Source organism: Variovorax sp. SG517 (assembly GCF_013376045.1).
Taxonomy (GTDB): Bacteria; Pseudomonadota; Gammaproteobacteria; order Burkholderiales; family Burkholderiaceae_C; genus Variovorax.
Genome location: NZ_JABMJG010000009.1, coordinates 81,735 through 100,205 on the forward strand (window position 1 = coordinate 81,735; position 18,471 = coordinate 100,205).

Below are 18,471 nucleotides of genomic sequence, written 5' to 3' on the forward strand. Positions count from 1 at the left end.
AACGTCAAGCTTCGCCCCATCTGCGGGCGATGGAGGCCGAAAGACCATGAAAGCCATTGAAATCACTTCGTACGGCGCCCCCGAGGTGCTGCGCGTCGCGGAACGTCCCGACCCCGTCGCGGGCGCGGGCGAACTGCTGATCCGCGTTGCGGCGAGTGGCGTCAATCGCCCCGACGTGCTGCAGCGCAAGGGGCACTACCCCGTGCCGCCGGGCGCCTCCGATCTGCCGGGCCTCGAAGTGGCTGGCGAGATCGTGTCGGGCGACGCCGCGGCGCTGGCCGAGGCCGGCTTCAAGGTCGGCGACCGCGTCTGCGCGCTCATTGCCGGCGGCGGCTATGCCGAGCTGTGCGTTGCGCCCGTGGCGCAGTGCCTGCCCGTGCCCAAGGGGTGGAGCGATCTCGAGGCGGCATCGCTGCCCGAGACCTTCTTCACCGTCTGGAGCAACGTGTTCGAGCGCGGCCGCCTGCAGAAGGGCGAGACCCTGCTGATCCAGGGCGGCTCGAGCGGCATCGGCGTCACGGCGATCCAGATCGCCAAGGCGCTCGGCGCGACCGTCATCGTCACGGCCGGCAGCGACGACAAGTGCGAAGCCTGCCTCAAGCTCGGCGCCGACCACGCCATCAACTACCGCACGAGCGATTTTGTCGAAGAGGCGAAGAAGCTCACCGGTGGCAAGGGCGTGGACGTGGTGCTCGACATGGTCGCTGGCGACTATGTGGCGCGCGAGGTCGAATGCCTGGCCGAAGATGGCCGCCTGGTCATCATCGCGGTGCAGGGCGGGGTGAAGAGCGAGATCAACGCGGGCCTCGTGCTGCGCAGGCGTCTCACGATCACCGGCTCGACGCTGCGTCCGCGGCCGGTGGCATTCAAGGGCGCCATCGCCAAGGCGCTGCGCGAGAAGGTTTGGCCGCTGCTGGAAAGCGGCGCGATCAAGCCCGTGATCCACAGCACCTTTGCTGCAGCGGGTGAGCCCAGCGGCGCCGCCCAGGCTCATGCGCTGATGGAGTCGAACCAGCACATCGGCAAGATCGTGCTGACGTGGTGAGTGACGAGAAGACGAACGCGATGACAACCAAGAAGAAACTGATCGCCGGCAACTGGAAGATGAATGGCAGCCTGACTGCCAACGAGGCGCTGGTGAAAGCCCTCCAGCAGGGCCTGGCCGTGAATCCGGCCGCTTGCGACGTGGCGCTTTGCGCGCCCGCTGCGTATTTCGCGCAACTGCAGTCGCTGCTGGCCGGCTCGCCGGCCATCGCGCTCGGTGCGCAGGACGTCTCGGCGCACCCGCAAGGTGCGTTCACGGGCGAGCAGTCGGCTGCGATGCTGAAGGACTTCGGCGTGCGCTATGCCATCGTCGGTCACTCCGAGCGTCGCCAGTACCACGGCGAGAGCGACGAAGTCGTTGCCGCCAAGACATCGGCGGCGCTGGCCAACGGCATCACGCCGATCGTGTGCGTGGGCGAGACTCTGGCGCAGCGCGAAGCAGGGCAGACCGAAGAGGTCGTCAAGCGTCAGTTGGCCGCCGTCATTCACGTGAACGGCCATTGCATCAGCGAGATCGTCGTGGCGTACGAGCCCGTGTGGGCCATCGGCACGGGCAAGACGGCCACGCCGGAGCAGGCGCAGGCGGTGCACGCGGTGCTGCGCGCACAGCTGCATCACGCGGCGAGCGAGCATGCCGCAGGCATTCGCATCCTCTACGGCGGCAGCATGAATGCAGCGAATGCCGCCGAACTGCTGGCACAGGCCGACATCGACGGTGGCCTCATCGGCGGCGCATCGCTCAAGGCGCCCGACTTTCTGCAGATCATTTCCGCCGCTGCGCGCTGATCGCGCAACGGCTGCATCAAATTAGGAGTAAGAACGAATGAACGTGGTCCTCAACCTTCTGGTCGGCGTGCAGATGCTGGCAGCCCTCGCAATGATCGGCCTGATCCTGATCCAGCACGGCAAGGGCGCCGACATGGGCGCGGCCTTCGGCAGCGGCAGCGCCGGCAGCCTGTTCGGTGCCAGCGGCAGTGCCAACTTCCTCTCGCGCACCACTGCAGTGCTTGCTGCGGTGTTCTTCGCGTGCACGCTGCTGCTGGCCTACTTCAGCCATGCGCGTCCTGCGGGTGGCGGCAGTCTTCTGGAGCGTGCTGCGGTGGGTGCGCCTGCTGCGCCGGCCTCCGGTACGGCCAACGAAATTCCCGGTGCGGCTGCTCCCAATGCGCCTGCTTCGGCTCCTGCAGCCCCTGTTTCGGGTGCGGGCCAGATTCCGAGCAAGTAATCAACTCGTTTTCATGAGTTGCCCGTGAGAAATGGCTCCATTTCAGGGTAAACTCTAAATCTGTTCGGAAAGCCAAATTCCTCTTGCAGGTACCTCATGCCATCCGAACAGAAAAAACCGCGGTCGTGGTGAAATTGGTAGACACGCTATCTTGAGGGGGTAGTGGCGAAAGCTGTGCGAGTTCGAGTCTCGCCGACCGCACCAAATCTCATCGGCAGAAAACCTCATCCAGAGGTTCTTCCTGCCGGTGGCAAGCGGTGAAAAACTCTCGATGAATCTCGACTCCTACCTCCCCGTCCTTTTGTTCATTCTGGTCGGAGTCGGCGTAGGCGTCGCCCCTCAGGTCATCGGATACATTCTCGGCCCCAACCGGCCCGACGCCGCAAAGAACGCTCCCTACGAGTGTGGCTTTGAAGCCTTCGAGGATGCGCGCATGAAGTTCGACGTGCGCTATTACCTCGTTGCGATTCTCTTCATCCTGTTCGATCTCGAGATTGCCTTTCTCTTTCCGTGGGCCATTGCGCTCAAGGAGATCGGTGCTGTCGGCTTCTGGGCCATGATGATCTTTCTCGCCATCCTCGTCGTGGGCTTCGCCTACGAGTGGAAAAAGGGCGCGCTCGACTGGGAATGACAAGGAAGAAACACGATGGCCATTGAAGGCGTTCTCAAGGAAGGCTTCGTCACCACGACCTACGATTCGGTCGTCAACTGGGCGAAGACTGGTTCTCTCTGGCCGATGACCTTCGGCCTCGCATGCTGTGCGGTGGAGATGATGCACGCGGGCGCCGCCCGCTACGACATCGACCGCTTCGGCATGCTGTTCCGCCCCAGCCCGCGCCAGTCCGACCTGATGATCGTGGCCGGCACGCTGTGCAACAAGATGGCGCCGGCTCTGCGCAAGGTCTACGACCAGATGCCCGAGCCGCGCTGGGTTCTCTCGATGGGTTCGTGCGCGAATGGCGGTGGCTACTACCACTACAGCTATTCGGTCGTGCGCGGCTGCGACCGCATCGTGCCGGTCGACGTCTATGTTCCGGGTTGCCCGCCCACCGCCGAGGCATTGCTCTATGGCGTGATCCAGCTGCAGCAGAAGATTCGCCGCACCAACACCATTGCCCGCGCCTGAGGGATTGCCGACGATGACTGACTTTGCAATTTCGCCGGAGGTGCTGCGCGCCACCGTTGCTGAGACGCTCGGCGCCAAGGCCAAGAGCGTGACCGTTGCCCTCGACGAAGTGACCGTCGTGGTCGGCGCGGCTGACTATCTCGAAGCCGCCTTGCTGCTGCGCGATGCGCCCGGCTGCCGCTTCGAACAGCTGATCGACCTGTGCGGCATGGACTACTCCGACTACCGCGAAGGCGAGTGGCAGGGCGAACGCTACGGCGTCGTCTCCCACCTGCTGTCGGTGAGCCTCAACCAGCGTGTGCGCCTGACGGTGTTCGCGCCGAGCGACGATTTCCCTGTTGTCGATTCGCTGCAGTCCGTGTGGAACTCTGCCACCTGGTTCGAGCGCGAGGCGTTCGACCTCTACGGCATCGTGTTCGAAGGCCACGACGACCTGCGCCGCCTGCTGACCGACTACGGCTTCATCGGCCACCCGTTCCGCAAGGACTTCCCGGTGTCGGGCCATGTCGAGATGCGCTACGACGAAGAGCAGAAGCGTGTGGTCTACCAGCCGGTTTCCATCGAGCCGCGCGAAATCACCCCGCGCGTGATCCGCGAAGACAACTACGGCAGCGGCTTGCACTGACTGATATGGCCGAAATCAAGAACTACACACTCAACTTCGGTCCCCAGCACCCGGCAGCGCACGGCGTGCTGCGACTGGTGCTCGAACTGGATGGCGAAGTCATCCAGCGCGCCGACCCGCACATCGGCCTGCTGCACCGCGCGACCGAGAAGCTCGCCGAGACGCGCACCTTCATCCAGTCGCTGCCGTACATGGACCGTCTCGACTACGTGTCGATGATGAGCAACGAGCACGCCTACTGCCTCGCCATCGAGCGCATGCTGGGCCTCGAAGTGCCCGAGCGCGCGCAGTACATCCGCGTGATGTTCGCCGAGATCACCCGCCTGCTGAACCACCTGCTGTGGCTCGGCGCGCACGGTCTGGACTGCGGTGCGATGAACATGCTCATCTACTGCTTCCGCGAGCGCGAAGACCTGTTCGACATGTACGAGGCCGTCTCCGGCGCGCGCATGCACGCGGCGTACTTCCGTCCGGGCGGCGTGTACCGCGACCTGCCCGACGAGATGCCGCAGTACAAGGTCAGCAAGGTCAAGAACGCGAAGGCCATCGAGAAGCTCAACGAGAACCGCCAGGGCTCGCTGCTCGACTTCGTCGACGACTTCTGCAAGCGCTTCCCGAAGATGGTCGACGAGTACGAGACGCTGCTCACCGACAACCGCATCTGGAAGCAGCGCACCGTGGGCATCGGCGTGGTCACGCCGGAGCGCGCGCTGAACCTCGGCTTCACCGGCCCCATGCTGCGTGGCTCGGGCATCGAATGGGACCTGCGCAAGAAGCAGCCCTACGACGTCTACGACCGCATGCAGTTCGACGTGCCCGTCGGCAAGACCGGCGACTGCTATGACCGCTACCTGGTTCGCGTGGAAGAAATGCGCCAGGCCAACCGGATCATCCAGCAGTGCTCGGCCTGGCTGCGCGCCAACCCCGGCCCGGTCATCACCGACAACCACAAGGTCGCCGCGCCTGCGCGCGAATCGATGAAGGCGAACATGGAGGAACTGATCCACCATTTCAAGCTTTTCACCGAAGGCTTCCATGTGCCCGAAGGCCAGGCCTACGCCGCCGTCGAGCATCCGAAGGGCGAGTTCGGCATCTATCTGGTGAGCGACGGCGCCAACAAGCCGTACCGCCTGAAGATCCGCGCCCCTGGTTTCCCGCACCTCGCCGCCCTCGACGAAATGTCGCGCGGTCACATGATCGCCGACGCTGTCGCGGTGATCGGCACGATGGACATCGTGTTCGGCGAGATCGACAGGTGAGAAAGAGCGAATGACTTCCTCGACCCACCATGACACGGCGCCCTCGGCGCCTTCTGCCCCTCTGGAGCCTGCGATCCTCGAGCGCTTTGCGCGCGAGGTGGCGAAGTACCCCGAAGCGGGCAAGCAGTCGGCCGTGATGGCCTGCCTGTCCATCGTTCAGCAGGACGAGGGCTACGTCAGCCTGCAGCGCGAGCGCGAGATCGCCGAATACCTCGGCATGGCGCCCATCGCCGTGCACGAGGTGACGACCTTCTACAACATGTATAACCAGCACCCGGTGGGCAAGTTCAAGCTCAACGTGTGCACCAACCTGCCTTGCCAGCTGCGCGACGGTGTCACCGCCCTCGTGCATCTCGAGAAGAAGCTCGGCATCAAGATGGGCGAGACCACGCCCGACGGCCTGTTCACGCTGCAGCAGAGCGAATGCCTCGGTGCCTGCGCCGATTCGCCCGTGATGCTGGTCAACGACCGCACGATGTGCAGCTTCATGAGCAACGAGAAGCTCGACCAGCTGGTCGACGGCCTGCGCAACGCCGCGCCGGCCACCAAGGGGGAGGCTTCCTGATGTCACCCGAACAAGTGCTCCAGCAGTTCCAGGCGACGGGCGTCCAGACCTGTTTCCATGACCGCCACATCGAGCCGCAGATCTATGCCGGCCTCGACGGCACCAACTGGCGCCTGGCCGACTACGAAGCGCGCGGCGGCTACCAGGCGCTGCGCAAGATCCTGACAGAGGGGCTCACGCCCGACCAGGTGATCGCCGAGGTCAAGGCCTCTGGCCTGCGCGGCCGTGGCGGCGCGGGCTTCCCGACCGGCCTGAAGTGGAGCTTCATGCCCCGCCAGTTCCCGGGCCAGAAGTACCTCGTCTGCAATTCGGACGAAGGCGAACCGGGTACGTGCAAGGACCGCGACATTCTGCAGTTCAACCCACACATCGTGATCGAAGGCATGGCCATCGCCGCGTATGCGATGGGCATCAGCGTGGGCTACAACTACATCCACGGTGAGATCTTCCAGACCTACGACCGCTTCGAGGAAGCCCTCGAAGAGGCGCGCGCCGCGGGCTACCTCGGCGACAAGATCATGGGCAGCACGTACAACTTCCAGTTGCACGCGGCCCACGGCTTCGGTGCCTACATCTGCGGCGAGGAAACCGCGCTGCTCGAATCGCTGGAAGGCAAGAAGGGCCAGCCGCGCTTCAAGCCGCCGTTTCCCGCAAGCTTCGGCCTGTACGGCAAGCCGACCACCATCAACAACACCGAGACCTTCGCGGCGGTGCCCTGGATCATCCGCAACGGTGGCCAGGCCTACCTCGAGTGCGGCAAGCCGAACAACGGCGGGACCAAGATCTATTCGGTGAGCGGTGACGTCGAGCTGCCCGGCAACTACGAGGTCCCGATGGGCACGCCGTTCTCCAAGCTCCTGGAGCTGGCCGGCGGCGTTCGCAAGGGCCGCACGCTGAAGGCGGTGATTCCCGGCGGTTCGTCCGCTCCGGTGCTGCCCGCGTCGATCATGATGGAATGCACGATGGACTACGACTCCATCTCCAAGGCCGGCTCCATGCTGGGCTCGGGCGCGGTCATCGTGATGGACGACAGCCGCTCGATGGTCGAGTCGCTGCGCCGCCTGTCGTACTTCTACATGCACGAGTCCTGCGGCCAGTGCACGCCCTGCCGCGAAGGCACGGGCTGGCTCTACCGCGTGGTGGACCGCATCCACAACGGGCAGGGCAGGGCGTCCGACATGGACCTGCTGAACTCCGTGGCCGACAACATCCAGGGCCGCACGATCTGCGCCCTCGGCGACGCGGCGGCGATGCCGGTGCGCGCCATGATCAAGCATTTCCGTCACGAGTTCGAGGCCCTGATCCCGGGCTACGTACCGAAAGCGCCCGTCAAGGCCTGAGCGCGAGAAACACACATATGGTTGAAATCGAACTCGACGGCAAGAAGGTCGAAGTCGCTGAAGGCAGCATGGTCATGCATGCGGCCGACAAGGCCGGCACGTACATCCCGCACTTCTGCTATCACAAGAAACTGAGCATCGCGGCCAACTGCCGCATGTGCCTCGTGGACGTGGAAAAGGCGCCCAAGCCGATGCCGGCCTGCGCCACGCCCGTTACGCAGGGCATGATCGTTCGCACCAAGAGCGAGAAGGCCATCAAGGCGCAGCAGTCGGTCATGGAGTTCCTCCTGATCAACCACCCGCTGGATTGCCCGATCTGCGACCAGGGCGGCGAATGCCAGCTGCAGGACCTGGCCGTCGGCTACGGCGGTTCCTCTTCGCGCTACGAAGAGGAAAAGCGCGTCGTGTTCCACAAGGACGTCGGCCCGCTGATCAGCATGGAAGAGATGAGCCGCTGCATCCACTGCACGCGCTGCGTTCGCTTCGGCCAGGAAGTGGCCGGCGTGATGGAGCTCGGCATGTCGAACCGCGGCGAGCACTCCGAGATCGAGACCTTCGTGGGCGACTCGGTCGACTCCGAACTCTCGGGCAACATGATCGACATCTGCCCGGTCGGCGCGCTCACGAGCAAGCCGTTCCGCTACAGCGCCCGCACCTGGGAACTGTCGCGCCGCAAGTCGGTGAGCCCGCACGACTCCACCGGCGCCAACCTGATCGTCCAGGTCAAGAACAACCGCGTGATGCGCGTGGTGCCGCTGGAGAACGAAGACGTCAACGAATGCTGGATCGCCGACCGCGACCGTTTCTCGTACGAAGCGCTCAACGGTCCGGAACGACTGACGCAGCCCATGCTGAAGCAGGGCGGCCAGTGGCAGCAGGTCGACTGGCAGACCGCGCTCGAGTACGTTGCCAACGGCCTGAAGCAGATCAAGGCCGACCACGGCGCACAGAGCATCGGCACGCTGGTCAGCCCGCACAGCACGCTTGAAGAGCTGCAGCTGGCCACCATGCTCACGCGCGAGCTCGGCAGCGACAACATCGACTACCGCCTGCGCAACGCTGAATTCGCGGCCTTCGAAGGCGTGCGCTGGCTCGGCACCTCGATCGCCTCGCTCACGCAAGTGCAGCGCGCGCTGGTCGTGGGCTCGAACCTGCGCAAGGAACATCCGCTGTTCGCGCAGCGCATCCGCCAGGCCGTGCGCAAGGGCGCCGCGCTGTCGGTGATCACCTCGGCCAGCCTGATGGCCGACCGCGACGCCTGGGCCATCAACGTGGCGCAGTCGTCCATCGTCGAAGCCGATCAATGGGTCGAAGCGCTGGCCGCAGTGGCCGCCGCCATCGGCGAGACCAACGGCGCTGCCGCGCCGCTGGCCCCGAAGAATGCACCCGACGCGACGGCGAAGGCCATCGCAGCCTCGCTGCTGAGCGGCGAGCGCAAGGCCATCCTGCTCGGCAACGCTGCCGCGCACCACGCCCAGGCGAGCAGCCTGCTGGCGCTGGCCAACTGGATCGGCGCGCAGACCGGCGCCACAGTCGGCTACCTGACCGAAGCCGCCAACACCGTGGGCGCGCAGATCGTCGGCGCATTCCCGAAGAACGGCGGCCTCGATGCCGGCCGCATGCTCGCCGCAGGCTCCGGCCTGAAGGCCGTGCTGCTGCTGAACACCGAACCGGTGTTCGATTCGGCCGCCGGCGCAGCCGCTGCCGATGTCATCGGCAATGCGCAAATGGTCGTCACGCTGAGCCCCTTCAAGGCCAACCTCGAATTCAGCGACGTGCTGCTGCCGATCGCACCGTTCACCGAGACCCCGGGCACCTTCGTCAATGCCGAAGGCCGCCTGCAAGGTTTCCATGCCGTCGTGAAGCCGCTGGGCGAAACGCGTCCGGCCTGGAAGGTGCTGCGCGTGCTGGCCAACCTGCTGGGCCTGCCGGGCTTCGCGTTCGAATCGACCGCCGAAGTGCTGGCCACCGTCGGCGACAAGGGCGCGGTGCCGGCGAATGCGCTGAGCAATGCCACGTCCGCGAATGCCGTCGCCTCGAACGGCGCGGTTGCCGCACCCGTGGTCGCGAGCATCTATCAACTGGACTCGATCGTGCGCCGTGCGCCGTCGCTTCAACTGACCGCCGACGCGCGCAATGCGCTGGCCGGCTCGAACGTGTCGGCTGGTGCCGAGGAGGCATTGGCATGATCGACGCGATTCATGGCTTCGGCCAGGGGCTGATCGCCGCAGGCTGGTGGACGGCCGTGGCTTGGCCGGTGATCTGGACGCTGATCAAGATCATCGTGGTCGTGCTCCCGCTGATGGGCGCCGTCGCCTATCTCACGCTGTGGGAACGCAAGGCCATCGGCTTCACGCAGATCCGCATCGGCCCCAACCGCATCGGACCGCTGGGCCTGCTCCAGCCGATCGCCGACGCGCTCAAGCTGATGACCAAGGAAATCATCCTTCCGACGGTCGCCAACAAGGGCCTGTTCCTGCTCGGCCCGATCATGACCATCATGCCGGCGCTTGCCGCATGGGCGGTGATTCCCTTCGGCCCCGACGTGGCGCTCGCCAACATCAACGCCGGCCTGCTGTTCGTGATGGCCATCACCTCGCTCGAGGTGTACGGCGTGATCATCGCCGGCTGGGCATCGAACTCGAAGTACGCCTTCCTGGGCGCGCTGCGCGCCTCGGCACAGATGGTGAGCTACGAAATCGCGATGGGCTTCTGCTTCGTCGTGGTGCTGATGGTCACCGGCAGCCTGAACATGACCGAGATCGTCAACGTTCAGGGCAAGGGCATCTTCGCCAACATGGGCGTCGGCTTCCTGTCGTGGAACTGGCTGCCGCTGCTGCCGATCTTCGTCGTCTACTTCATCTCGGGCCTTGCCGAAACCAACCGCCACCCCTTCGACGTGGTGGAAGGCGAGTCCGAAATCGTGGCCGGCCACATGATCGAGTACTCGGGCATGAGCTTCGCGATGTTCTTCCTGGCCGAGTACGCCAACATGTGGCTCGTGTCGATCCTGACCGTGGTGCTGTTCCTCGGCGGATGGCTGCCGCCGTTCGAGTTCCTGAGCTTCATCCCGGGCTGGATCTGGCTGGGCCTCAAGACCTTCTGCGTGGTCACCATGTTCCTGTGGGTGCGCTCGACGTTCCCGCGCTTCCGCTACGACCAGATCATGCGTCTGGGTTGGAAGATCTTCATTCCCGTCACGCTCGTGTGGCTGGTCGTGGTCGGTGGCTGGATGCAGACGCCGTTCAACATCTGGAAATAACAGGGAGCGCCAACATCATGTCTGCTGCGCACACTGCAACACCATCCGCGCCTTTCTCGCTCAAGGACTTCCTGAGCAGCTTCATGCTGTTCGAGCTGTTCAAGGGCCTGGCCATCACCGGCAAGTACGCCTTCGCCCGCAAGATCACGGTGCAGTTCCCCGAAGAGAAGACGCCGCTGTCGCCGCGCTTCCGCGGCCTGCACGCACTGCGCCGCTATGAGAACGGCGAAGAGCGCTGCATCGCCTGCAAGCTCTGCGAGGCCGTCTGCCCGGCGCTGGCCATCACCATCGAATCCGATGTGCGCGACGACGGCTCGCGCCGCACCACGCGCTACGACATCGACCTGACCAAGTGCATCTTCTGCGGCTTCTGCGAGGAGAGCTGCCCGGTGGACTCGATCGTCGAGACGCACATCTTCGAGTACCACGGCGAAAAGCGCGGCGACCTGTACTTCACCAAGGACATGCTGCTGGCCGTGGGCGACCGCTACGAGAAGGAAATCGCAGCGAACAAGGCGGCCGACGCCAAGTACCGCTGACCCGGTTCAGCCCGAAACCCGTACCAATTCGAATTCCAATGGACGTCAAGACCGGTCTGTTCTATCTGTTTGCCGTAGTGCTGCTGTTCGCAGCATTCCGCGTCATCACCGCCCGCAACCCCGTGTACGCAGCGCTGTACCTGGTTCTGGCCTTCTTCCAGGCATCGGCCATCTGGCTGCTGCTGCGCGCCGAGTTCCTCGCGATCTCGCTCGTGCTCGTGTATGTGGGCGCCGTGATGGTGCTGTTCCTGTTCGTGGTGATGATGCTGGACATCAACGTCGACAGCTTGCGGGAGGGCTTCTGGAAGCACTTCCCGCTGGCGGCGGGCGTGGGTGCGCTGATCGCGCTCGAAATGGCGGCCGTGCTCATGGGCGGCTTCCGCCTGGGCGAGCCGCGCGCTGCAGCCGGCGCGGCGGGGGCCAACACTTCCAACACGCTCGAACTGGGCAAGCTGCTCTACTCCGAATATCTCTACCCGCTGGAAATCGCCGCGGTCATCCTGCTCGTGGCCATCGTGGCTGCCATCGCACTGACGCTGCGCACCCGCAAGGACAGCAAGTACGTCAACCCGGCCGACCAGGTCCGCGTGAAGGCGCGCGACCGCGTGCGCATCGTGCAGATGCCGGCAACGCGTGCCGCGGAGCCTGTGGTCGAAGCTGCGGACGCTGCAAAGGAAAACAAGGCATGACGCTCACGCTCGGACACTTTCTTTCGCTCGGCGCGATGCTTTTCGCGCTGTCCGTGATCGGCATCTTCCTGAACCGCAAGAACCTGATCGTGCTGCTGATGGCCATCGAGCTGATGCTGCTGGCGGTCAACATGAACTTCGTGGCGTTCTCGCACTTCCTGGGCGACATGCACGGACAGATCTTCGTGTTCTTCATCCTGACGGTGGCCGCGGCCGAGTCGGCCATCGGGCTGGCTCTGCTGGTGCTGCTGTTCCGCAACAAGTCGAACATCAACGTCGACGAACTCAACTCGCTCAAGGGTTGACAGCAACATGAGCGCAACCCTTTCCGCATCCACGCTGCTGGCCGTTCCGCTGGCACCCCTGGTCGGCGCAGCCCTCGCCGGCGTGTTCGGCACCAAGTTCGGTGGCAATCACATCGGCCGCAAGGTCACGCATTCGCTGACCATCCTCGGCGTGCTGGTCGCCTTCATCATCTCGGCGATGACGCTCAAGAGCGTGATCGCCGACGGCGCCCGCTTCAACCAGACCATCTACGAATGGATGGTGGTCGGCGGCCTGAAGATGGAAGTCGGCTTCATGGTCGACGGCCTCACCGCCATGATGATGTGCGTCGTGACCTTCGTGTCGCTGATGGTCCACATCTACACCATCGGCTACATGGAAGAGGACGACGGCTACAACCGCTTCTTCGCGTACATCTCGCTGTTCACCTTCTCGATGCTGATGCTCGTCATGAGCAACAACATGCTCCAGCTGTTCTTCGGCTGGGAGGCGGTGGGTCTGGTGTCGTACCTGCTGATCGGTTTCTGGTTCAACAAGCCGACCGCGATCTTCGCGAACATGAAGGCCTTCCTGGTCAACCGCGTGGGCGACTTCGGCTTCATCCTCGGCATCGGCCTGATCGCCGCCTACGCCGGCACGCTGAACTACACCGAAGCCTTCGCCAAGGCGGGCACGCTGGCTGGCATCACCTTCCCGGGCACCGAGTGGATGCTCATCACGGTGATCTGCATCTGCCTGTTCATCGGCGCGATGGGCAAGAGCGCGCAGTTCCCGCTGCACGTGTGGCTGCCCGACTCGATGGAAGGCCCGACCCCCATCTCCGCGCTGATCCACGCGGCAACGATGGTGACGGCCGGCATCTTCATGGTGGCGCGCATGTCGCCGCTGTTCGAGCTGAGCGACACGGCCCTGAGCTTCATCCTCGTGATCGGTGCCATCACCGCGCTGTTCATGGGCTTCCTGGGCATCATCCAGAACGACATCAAGCGCGTGGTCGCGTACTCGACGCTCTCGCAGCTCGGCTACATGACAGTCGCGCTGGGCGCCTCGGCCTATTCGGTCGCGGTGTTCCACCTGATGACGCACGCGTTCTTCAAGGCGCTGCTGTTCCTCGGCGCGGGCTCCGTCATCATCGGCATGCACCACAACCAGGACATCCGCTGGATGGGTGGCGTGCGCAAGTACATGCCGATCACCTGGATCACCTCGCTGCTGGGTTCGCTCGCGCTGATCGGCACGCCGTTCTTCTCGGGCTTCTACTCGAAGGACAGCATCATCGAGGCCGTGCATGAGAGCCACCTGTGGGGCGCGAACTTCGCCTACTACGCGGTGCTGGCCGGCGTGTTCATCACGGCGTTCTACTCGTTCCGCATGTACTTCCTGGTCTTCCACGGCAAGGAACGCTACGACCAGAACCCCGACGCGCACCATGACGACCATGGTCACGACGACCACGGCCATGGCCACCACGACCACAAGCCGCACGAGTCGCCCTGGGTTGTCTGGCTGCCGCTGGTGCTGCTGGCCATCCCTTCGGTGGTGATCGGCTTCATGACCATCGACTCGATGCTGTTCGGCGAGTTCTTCAAGAACGCGATCTTCGTGGACGGTGCCAAGCACCACGCGATGAAGGAACTGGAAGAAGCCTTCCACGGCCCGGTGGCCATGGCCATCCACGGCCTGCAGACGCCGCCGTTCTGGCTGGCGCTGGCAGGCGTGATCCTGTCCTGGTACATGTACATGATCAACCCGGCGCTGCCGGCGGCGATCAAGCGTGCCTTCGGCCCGATCTACCGCCTGCTCGAGAACAAGTACTACATGGACTGGTTCAACGAGAACGTGATCGCCCGTGCCACGCGTGCCCTGGGCACCGGCCTGTGGAAGGGCGGCGACCAGGCCCTGATCGACGGCGCCGTGGTGAACGGTTCCTGGAAGATCGTGGGTCGTATCTCTGGTGTTGTGCGCTGGATGCAGTCGGGCTACATCTACCACTACGCCTTCGCGATGCTGCTCGGCATCTTCATCCTGATGACGTACTTCGTCTGGTTCAAACGCTGAGCCTAGCGCTGGAGAAAAAGAAAAATGGGTTTGTTGAGCCTTGCCATCTGGGTGCCGATCGCATTCGGCGCCGTGCTGCTGGCGTTTGGCCGTGACGAGCACGCCAGGGGCGTGCGCTGGGTCGCGCTCGTCGGTTCCATCGTGAGCTTCCTGGTCACGGTGCCGCTGTTCACGCGTTTCCAGAACGGCACCGCCGCGATGCAGTTCGTCGAGAAGACGGGCTGGATCTCGCGCTTCAACGTCAACTATCACCTCGGGATCGACGGCCTGTCGCTCTGGCTGGTGCTGCTGACGTCGTTCATCACGGTCATCGTCGTCATTTCCGCCTGGGAAGTGATCACCGAGCGCGTGAACCAGTACATGGGCGCGTTCCTGATCCTGTCGGGCTTCATGATCGGCGTGTTCGCCGCGCTCGACGGCGTGCTGTTCTACGTGTTCTTCGAAGCCACGCTGATCCCGATGTACCTGATCATCGGCATCTGGGGCGGCCCGAACAAGATCTACGCGGCCTTCAAGTTCTTCCTCTACACCTTGCTCGGCTCGCTGCTGATGCTGGTGGCGCTGATCTACCTGTACAACAAGTCGGGCGGAAGCTTCGACATCCTGTCGTGGCACAAGCTGCCGCTGGGTTCGACCGCGCAGACCTTCCTGTTCTTCGCCTTCTTCGCGGCCTTCGCGGTGAAGGTGCCGATGTGGCCGGTGCACACCTGGCTGCCCGACGTGCACGTCGAAGCGCCGACCGGTGGTTCCGCCGTGCTGGCCGCGATCATGTTGAAGCTGGGCGCCTACGGCTTCCTGCGCTTCTCGATGCCGATCGCGCCCGACGCCTCGCACGAATGGGCCTGGCTCATGATCGCGCTGTCGCTGATCGCCGTGATCTACGTCGGCTTGGTGGCGCTGGTGCAGCAGGACATGAAGAAGCTGGTGGCCTACTCGTCGGTGGCCCACATGGGCTTCGTGACGCTGGGCTTCTTCATCTTCAACGAGCTGGGCGTGTCCGGCGGCATCGTGCAGATGATTGCCCACGGCTTCGTGTCGGGCGCCATGTTCCTGGGCATCGGCGTGCTGTACGACCGCGTGCACTCGCGCCAGATCGCCGACTACGGCGGCGTGGTGAACACCATGCCCAAGTTCGCCGCGTTCGCGCTGCTGTTCGCCATGGCCAACTGCGGCCTGCCGGGCACCGCCGGTTTCGTGGGCGAGTGGATGGTGATCCTGGGTGCGGTGAAGGCCAATTTCTGGATCGGCCTCGGGGCCGCAACCGCGCTGATCTTCGGCGCCGCCTATACCCTCTGGATGTACAAGCGCGTGTATCTGGGACCGGTCGGCAACGACCACGTGAAGGAACTCAGCGACATCAATTCGCGCGAATTCCTGATGCTGGCGCTGCTGGCCATCGCCGTGCTGTGGATGGGCCTGTTCCCGAAGCCGTTCACCGACGCGATGGATGCCTCCGTGACCGAGCTGCTGCGCCACGTGGCAGTTTCGAAGCTGCCCTCCTGATGCCACGCTGAAGAAGAGAACGAGATGATTGACAAACTCAGCTGGGTCACGATCTACCCCGAAATCGTGCTGCTGGTCATGGCCTGCATCATTGCGCTGGTCGACCTGTCCGACACGAGCCCGCGCCGTACCCGCACCTATGTGCTGACGCTTGCCACGCTGGCCGTGGTTGCCGTGCTGTCGGGTCTGCAGGCTTCCGAAGCCAAGACCATCTACGGTTTCGGCGGCATGGTCGTCAGCGACCCGATGGGCAACTGGCTCAAGTGCTTCGCCACGGTCGCCCTGATGATCACGCTGGTCTACGGCCGTCCCTACGCGGCCGATCGCGAGATGCTGCGCGGCGGCGAAATGTTCACCATCAGCATGTTCGCGCTGCTGGGCATGTTCGTGATGATCTCGGGCAGCAACTTCCTGCTGATCTACCTGGGCCTCGAGCTGCTCACGCTGTCGAGCTACGCGCTGGTGGCGCTGCGCCGCGACAACGCCGTGGCCAGCGAAGCCGCCATGAAGTACTTCGTGCTCGGCGCCATGGCCAGCGGCTTCCTGCTCTATGGCCTGTCGATGATGTACGGCGCGACCGGTTCGCTCGACGTGAACGAGGTGTTCAAGACCATCGCCAGCGGCAAGGTCAACCACCAGGTGCTGGTGTTCGGCCTCGTGTTCATCGTTGCCGGCCTGGCCTTCAAGGTGGGCGCTGCTCCGTTCCACATGTGGGTGCCCGACGTCTACCAGGGCGCTCCGACGGCGATCACGCTGCTGATCGGCGCTGCGCCCGAGCTGGCCGCCTTCGCCATCATCATCCGCGTGCTGGTCGACGCGCTGCAGCCGCTGGCCATCGACTGGCAGCAGATGCTCGCCGTGCTGGCCATCGCCTCGCTGCTGGTCGGCAACCTGGCCGCCATCGCGCAGAGCAACCTCAAGCGCATGCTGGCCTATTCGACGATCTCGCAGATGGGCTTCATGCTCCTCGGCCTGGTCGCGGGCTCGGACCAGCAGGGCACCTACAACGCCCAGTACGCCTACAGCGCCTCGATGTTCTACATCGTGACCTACGTGCTGACCACGCTGGCGAGCTTCGGCATCATCTTGCTGCTGGCGCGCGAAGGCTTCGAGAGCGAGGAGATCACCGACCTGGCCGGCCTGAACCAGCGCAGCCCGCTGTACGCCGGCGTGATGTCGATCGCGATGTTCTCGCTGGCCGGCCTGCCGCCGCTGGTGGGCTTCTACGCGAAGCTGGCCGTGCTGCAGGCGCTGATCGCCTCGGGCCACGCCATCTACATCGGCCTGGCCGTGTTCGCGGTGATGATGTCGCTGATCGGCGCGTTCTACTACCTGCGCGTGGTCAAGGTCATGTACTTCGACGCGCCCGTCACGGCCACCACCGTGTCGGCACCGCGCGACGTGCGCACCGTGCTGACGATCAACGGCGCGCTGATCCTGATCCTGGGCATCGTGCCCGGCGGCCTGATGACGCTGTGCTACGACGCGATCGTGGCAACCCTGGCCCATTGACGCGGCCGACCTCGGGTGTCGCAAACCGCGTCGGTCTGGGTCGTATTGCTGGTGGCCCTCGTGGCCGCCAACCTGCCGTTCTTCAACGACCGCCTGTTCGGCGTCGTGCCTCTGGCGACTGCCCCCAAGTCGCTGGCGGTGCGCCTCGCCGAACTGGTGGTCTTGTACTTTCTGGCCGGCGGCGTCGGCCTGCTGTTCGAGCGCAGGGCTGGGCAGATCGCCGCACAGGGCTGGGAGTTCTATGCGGTGACCGGCGCGCTGTTCATCGTGCTGGCCTTTCCGGGGTTCACCTGGCGCTACCTGATGAAGCACAGGCACTGAAAAGAGGACGAGCGACCGACCATGACCATCAAGCCGACCGACACCTCCACCGCCGATTCGCACCTGAAGGAAGAACTCCAGAGCCGCGAGGAGCTGTTCAACGGCAAGTTCCTGAAGGCCCGGCGCGACACCATCCGCCTGCCCGATGGCCATAGCGCCACACGCGAGTACGTGGTGCACCCGGGCGCCGTGGTCGTCATTCCGCTGCTGGACGACGGCCGCATCGTTCTGGAGCGGCAGTTCCGCTATCCGGTCGGCCACGTGATGATCGAGTTTCCCGCGGGCAAGCTCGATGCGGGCGAGGATCCGTTCGACTGCGGCCGGCGCGAGCTGATCGAGGAAACGGGCTACACCGCGCGCGAGTGGGCGTATGCGGGTGCCATGCACCTTGCTGTGGCCTACTCGACCGAGATCATCCATATCTACTTTGCGCGGGGCCTTTCGCTCGGCGAGCGGCAGCTCGACCACGGCGAGTTCCTCGACGTGTTCACGGCCACTCCCGACGAGCTGGCCGGCTGGTGCCGCGAAGGCAAGGTCACCGATGCCAAGACGCTGACCTGCACGCTCTGGCTGCAGAACGTCCTTTCGGGCGCATGGGCACTGGATTGGCAGGCTGCGCCCGCGCAGGGCAGCGCGGGATAATCCGCGCCATGAAGGTTCTCGATCTCCGCTGTACCCATGGCCACGGCTTCGAGGGCTGGTTCGCCTCGAGCGAAGACTTCGAGTCGCAACTGGCCTCCGGCCTGGTCGAATGCCCCGTTTGCGGCGACACCGGCATCGTCAAGCTGTTGAGCGCTCCGCGCCTCAACCTGGGCAACGCCAAGGCTCCGCAGGAAGCCGCCGCGGCTGCGCCCGTGCCAGCCACTGCCTCCAACGTTCCCGCCGACATCTCGCCCGAGGCGCGCTGGATGCGCGCCGTGCGCGAAGTGCTGGCCAAGACCGAAGACGTCGGCGACCGTTTCGCCGACGAAGCCAGGAAGATGCACTACGGCGAGACCAAGGAGCGCGGCATTCGCGGCCAGGCGACGCCCGAGCAGACCGAAGCGCTGCTCGACGAAGGCATTCCGGTGATGGCGCTGCCGATTCCGGCCGCGCTGAAGGAAACCCTGCAGTAGTCC

General features: G+C 64.5%; 20 protein-coding genes and 1 tRNA gene. All 21 read left to right on the forward strand.

The genetic code is table 11. The features are described 5' to 3' along the window. Window positions 1-46 precede the first annotated feature (46 nt). The 21 genes from FHT32_RS25380 (at window position 47) to FHT32_RS25480 (ending at window position 18,468) form a co-directional block, all read left to right on the forward strand. Window positions 47-1,045: an NAD(P)H-quinone oxidoreductase gene (locus tag FHT32_RS25380; protein WP_176667365.1), complete on the forward strand. Its 999-nt coding sequence runs from the start codon at window positions 47-49 to the stop codon at window positions 1,043-1,045. Between the two features lie 20 nt (window positions 1,046-1,065). After that, a complete protein-coding gene (gene tpiA / locus FHT32_RS25385) occupies window positions 1,066-1,830 on the forward strand; it encodes a triose-phosphate isomerase (protein WP_176667366.1) in 765 nt (254 codons plus the stop codon). A gap of 37 nt (window positions 1,831-1,867) precedes the next feature. After that, a complete protein-coding gene (gene secG / locus FHT32_RS25390) occupies window positions 1,868-2,269 on the forward strand; it encodes a preprotein translocase subunit SecG (RefSeq protein WP_176667367.1) in 402 nt (133 codons plus the stop codon). Window positions 2,270-2,388: 119 nt separating this feature from the next. Beyond that, a tRNA-Leu gene (locus tag FHT32_RS25395) sits at window positions 2,389-2,473 on the forward strand. Between the two features lie 67 nt (window positions 2,474-2,540). Then, on the forward strand, window positions 2,541-2,900 hold the full coding sequence (locus FHT32_RS25400) for an NADH-quinone oxidoreductase subunit A (RefSeq protein WP_012748607.1): 360 nt from the start codon (window positions 2,541-2,543) through the stop codon (window positions 2,898-2,900). Window positions 2,901-2,915: 15 nt separating this feature from the next. Next, a complete protein-coding gene (locus FHT32_RS25405) occupies window positions 2,916-3,395 on the forward strand; it encodes an NADH-quinone oxidoreductase subunit B family protein (RefSeq protein WP_007837763.1) in 480 nt (159 codons plus the stop codon). Between the two features lie 13 nt (window positions 3,396-3,408). After that, on the forward strand, window positions 3,409-4,020 hold the full coding sequence (locus FHT32_RS25410) for an NADH-quinone oxidoreductase subunit C (protein ID WP_176667368.1): 612 nt from the start codon (window positions 3,409-3,411) through the stop codon (window positions 4,018-4,020). Window positions 4,021-4,025: 5 nt separating this feature from the next. Beyond that, window positions 4,026-5,279, forward strand: coding sequence for an NADH-quinone oxidoreductase subunit D (locus FHT32_RS25415; RefSeq protein ID WP_176667369.1), 1,254 nt, complete (start codon window positions 4,026-4,028; stop codon window positions 5,277-5,279). A 10-nt stretch (window positions 5,280-5,289) separates the two neighbouring features. Continuing rightward, complete coding sequence (gene nuoE, locus FHT32_RS25420) at window positions 5,290-5,844, forward strand: NAD(P)H-dependent oxidoreductase subunit E (protein WP_256099155.1); 555 nt, start codon at window positions 5,290-5,292, stop codon at window positions 5,842-5,844. Next, window positions 5,844-7,184 (forward strand): NADH-quinone oxidoreductase subunit NuoF, encoded by a 1,341-nt coding sequence (gene nuoF, locus FHT32_RS25425; RefSeq protein WP_019653388.1) that lies wholly within the window; start codon window positions 5,844-5,846, stop codon window positions 7,182-7,184. The genes nuoE and nuoF overlap by 1 nt, the downstream gene beginning before the upstream one ends. 17 nt (window positions 7,185-7,201) lie before the next feature. Further along, the gene (gene nuoG, locus FHT32_RS25430; protein WP_176667370.1) at window positions 7,202-9,373 is read left to right on the forward strand and encodes an NADH-quinone oxidoreductase subunit NuoG; all 2,172 of its coding nucleotides are present in this window, start codon (window positions 7,202-7,204) and stop codon (window positions 9,371-9,373) included. Further along, entirely contained in the window at window positions 9,370-10,446 is a 1,077-nt protein-coding gene (nuoH, locus tag FHT32_RS25435; RefSeq protein WP_176667371.1) for an NADH-quinone oxidoreductase subunit NuoH, read from the forward strand. The genes nuoG and nuoH overlap by 4 nt, the downstream gene beginning before the upstream one ends. 17 nt (window positions 10,447-10,463) lie before the next feature. Further along, on the forward strand, window positions 10,464-10,985 hold the full coding sequence (gene nuoI / locus FHT32_RS25440; protein ID WP_019653385.1) for an NADH-quinone oxidoreductase subunit NuoI: 522 nt from the start codon (window positions 10,464-10,466) through the stop codon (window positions 10,983-10,985). Between the two features lie 38 nt (window positions 10,986-11,023). Beyond that, window positions 11,024-11,674 (forward strand): NADH-quinone oxidoreductase subunit J, encoded by a 651-nt coding sequence (locus FHT32_RS25445; RefSeq protein WP_176667372.1) that lies wholly within the window; start codon window positions 11,024-11,026, stop codon window positions 11,672-11,674. After that, window positions 11,671-11,979: an NADH-quinone oxidoreductase subunit NuoK gene (gene nuoK / locus FHT32_RS25450; RefSeq protein WP_019653383.1), complete on the forward strand. Its 309-nt coding sequence runs from the start codon at window positions 11,671-11,673 to the stop codon at window positions 11,977-11,979. Before FHT32_RS25445 ends, nuoK begins: the two co-directional genes overlap by 4 nt. Before the next feature lie 7 nt (window positions 11,980-11,986). After that, window positions 11,987-14,017: an NADH-quinone oxidoreductase subunit L gene (gene nuoL / locus FHT32_RS25455; RefSeq protein ID WP_176667373.1), complete on the forward strand. Its 2,031-nt coding sequence runs from the start codon at window positions 11,987-11,989 to the stop codon at window positions 14,015-14,017. A gap of 24 nt (window positions 14,018-14,041) precedes the next feature. Then, the gene (locus FHT32_RS25460; protein WP_176667374.1) at window positions 14,042-15,520 is read left to right on the forward strand and encodes an NADH-quinone oxidoreductase subunit M; all 1,479 of its coding nucleotides are present in this window, start codon (window positions 14,042-14,044) and stop codon (window positions 15,518-15,520) included. A 24-nt stretch (window positions 15,521-15,544) separates the two neighbouring features. Next, window positions 15,545-17,032, forward strand: a complete 1,488-nt coding sequence (gene nuoN / locus FHT32_RS25465) for an NADH-quinone oxidoreductase subunit NuoN (protein WP_176667375.1) — start codon at window positions 15,545-15,547, stop codon at window positions 17,030-17,032. Window positions 17,033-17,047: 15 nt separating this feature from the next. Then, entirely contained in the window at window positions 17,048-17,353 is a 306-nt protein-coding gene (locus tag FHT32_RS25470) for a DUF2818 family protein (RefSeq protein WP_126018312.1), read from the forward strand. Between the two features lie 21 nt (window positions 17,354-17,374). After that, a complete protein-coding gene (locus FHT32_RS25475; protein ID WP_176667376.1) occupies window positions 17,375-17,995 on the forward strand; it encodes an NUDIX domain-containing protein in 621 nt (206 codons plus the stop codon). A gap of 8 nt (window positions 17,996-18,003) precedes the next feature. Continuing rightward, window positions 18,004-18,468 (forward strand): DUF1178 family protein, encoded by a 465-nt coding sequence (locus FHT32_RS25480; RefSeq protein WP_176667377.1) that lies wholly within the window; start codon window positions 18,004-18,006, stop codon window positions 18,466-18,468. Window positions 18,469-18,471: the final 3 nt, after the last annotated feature.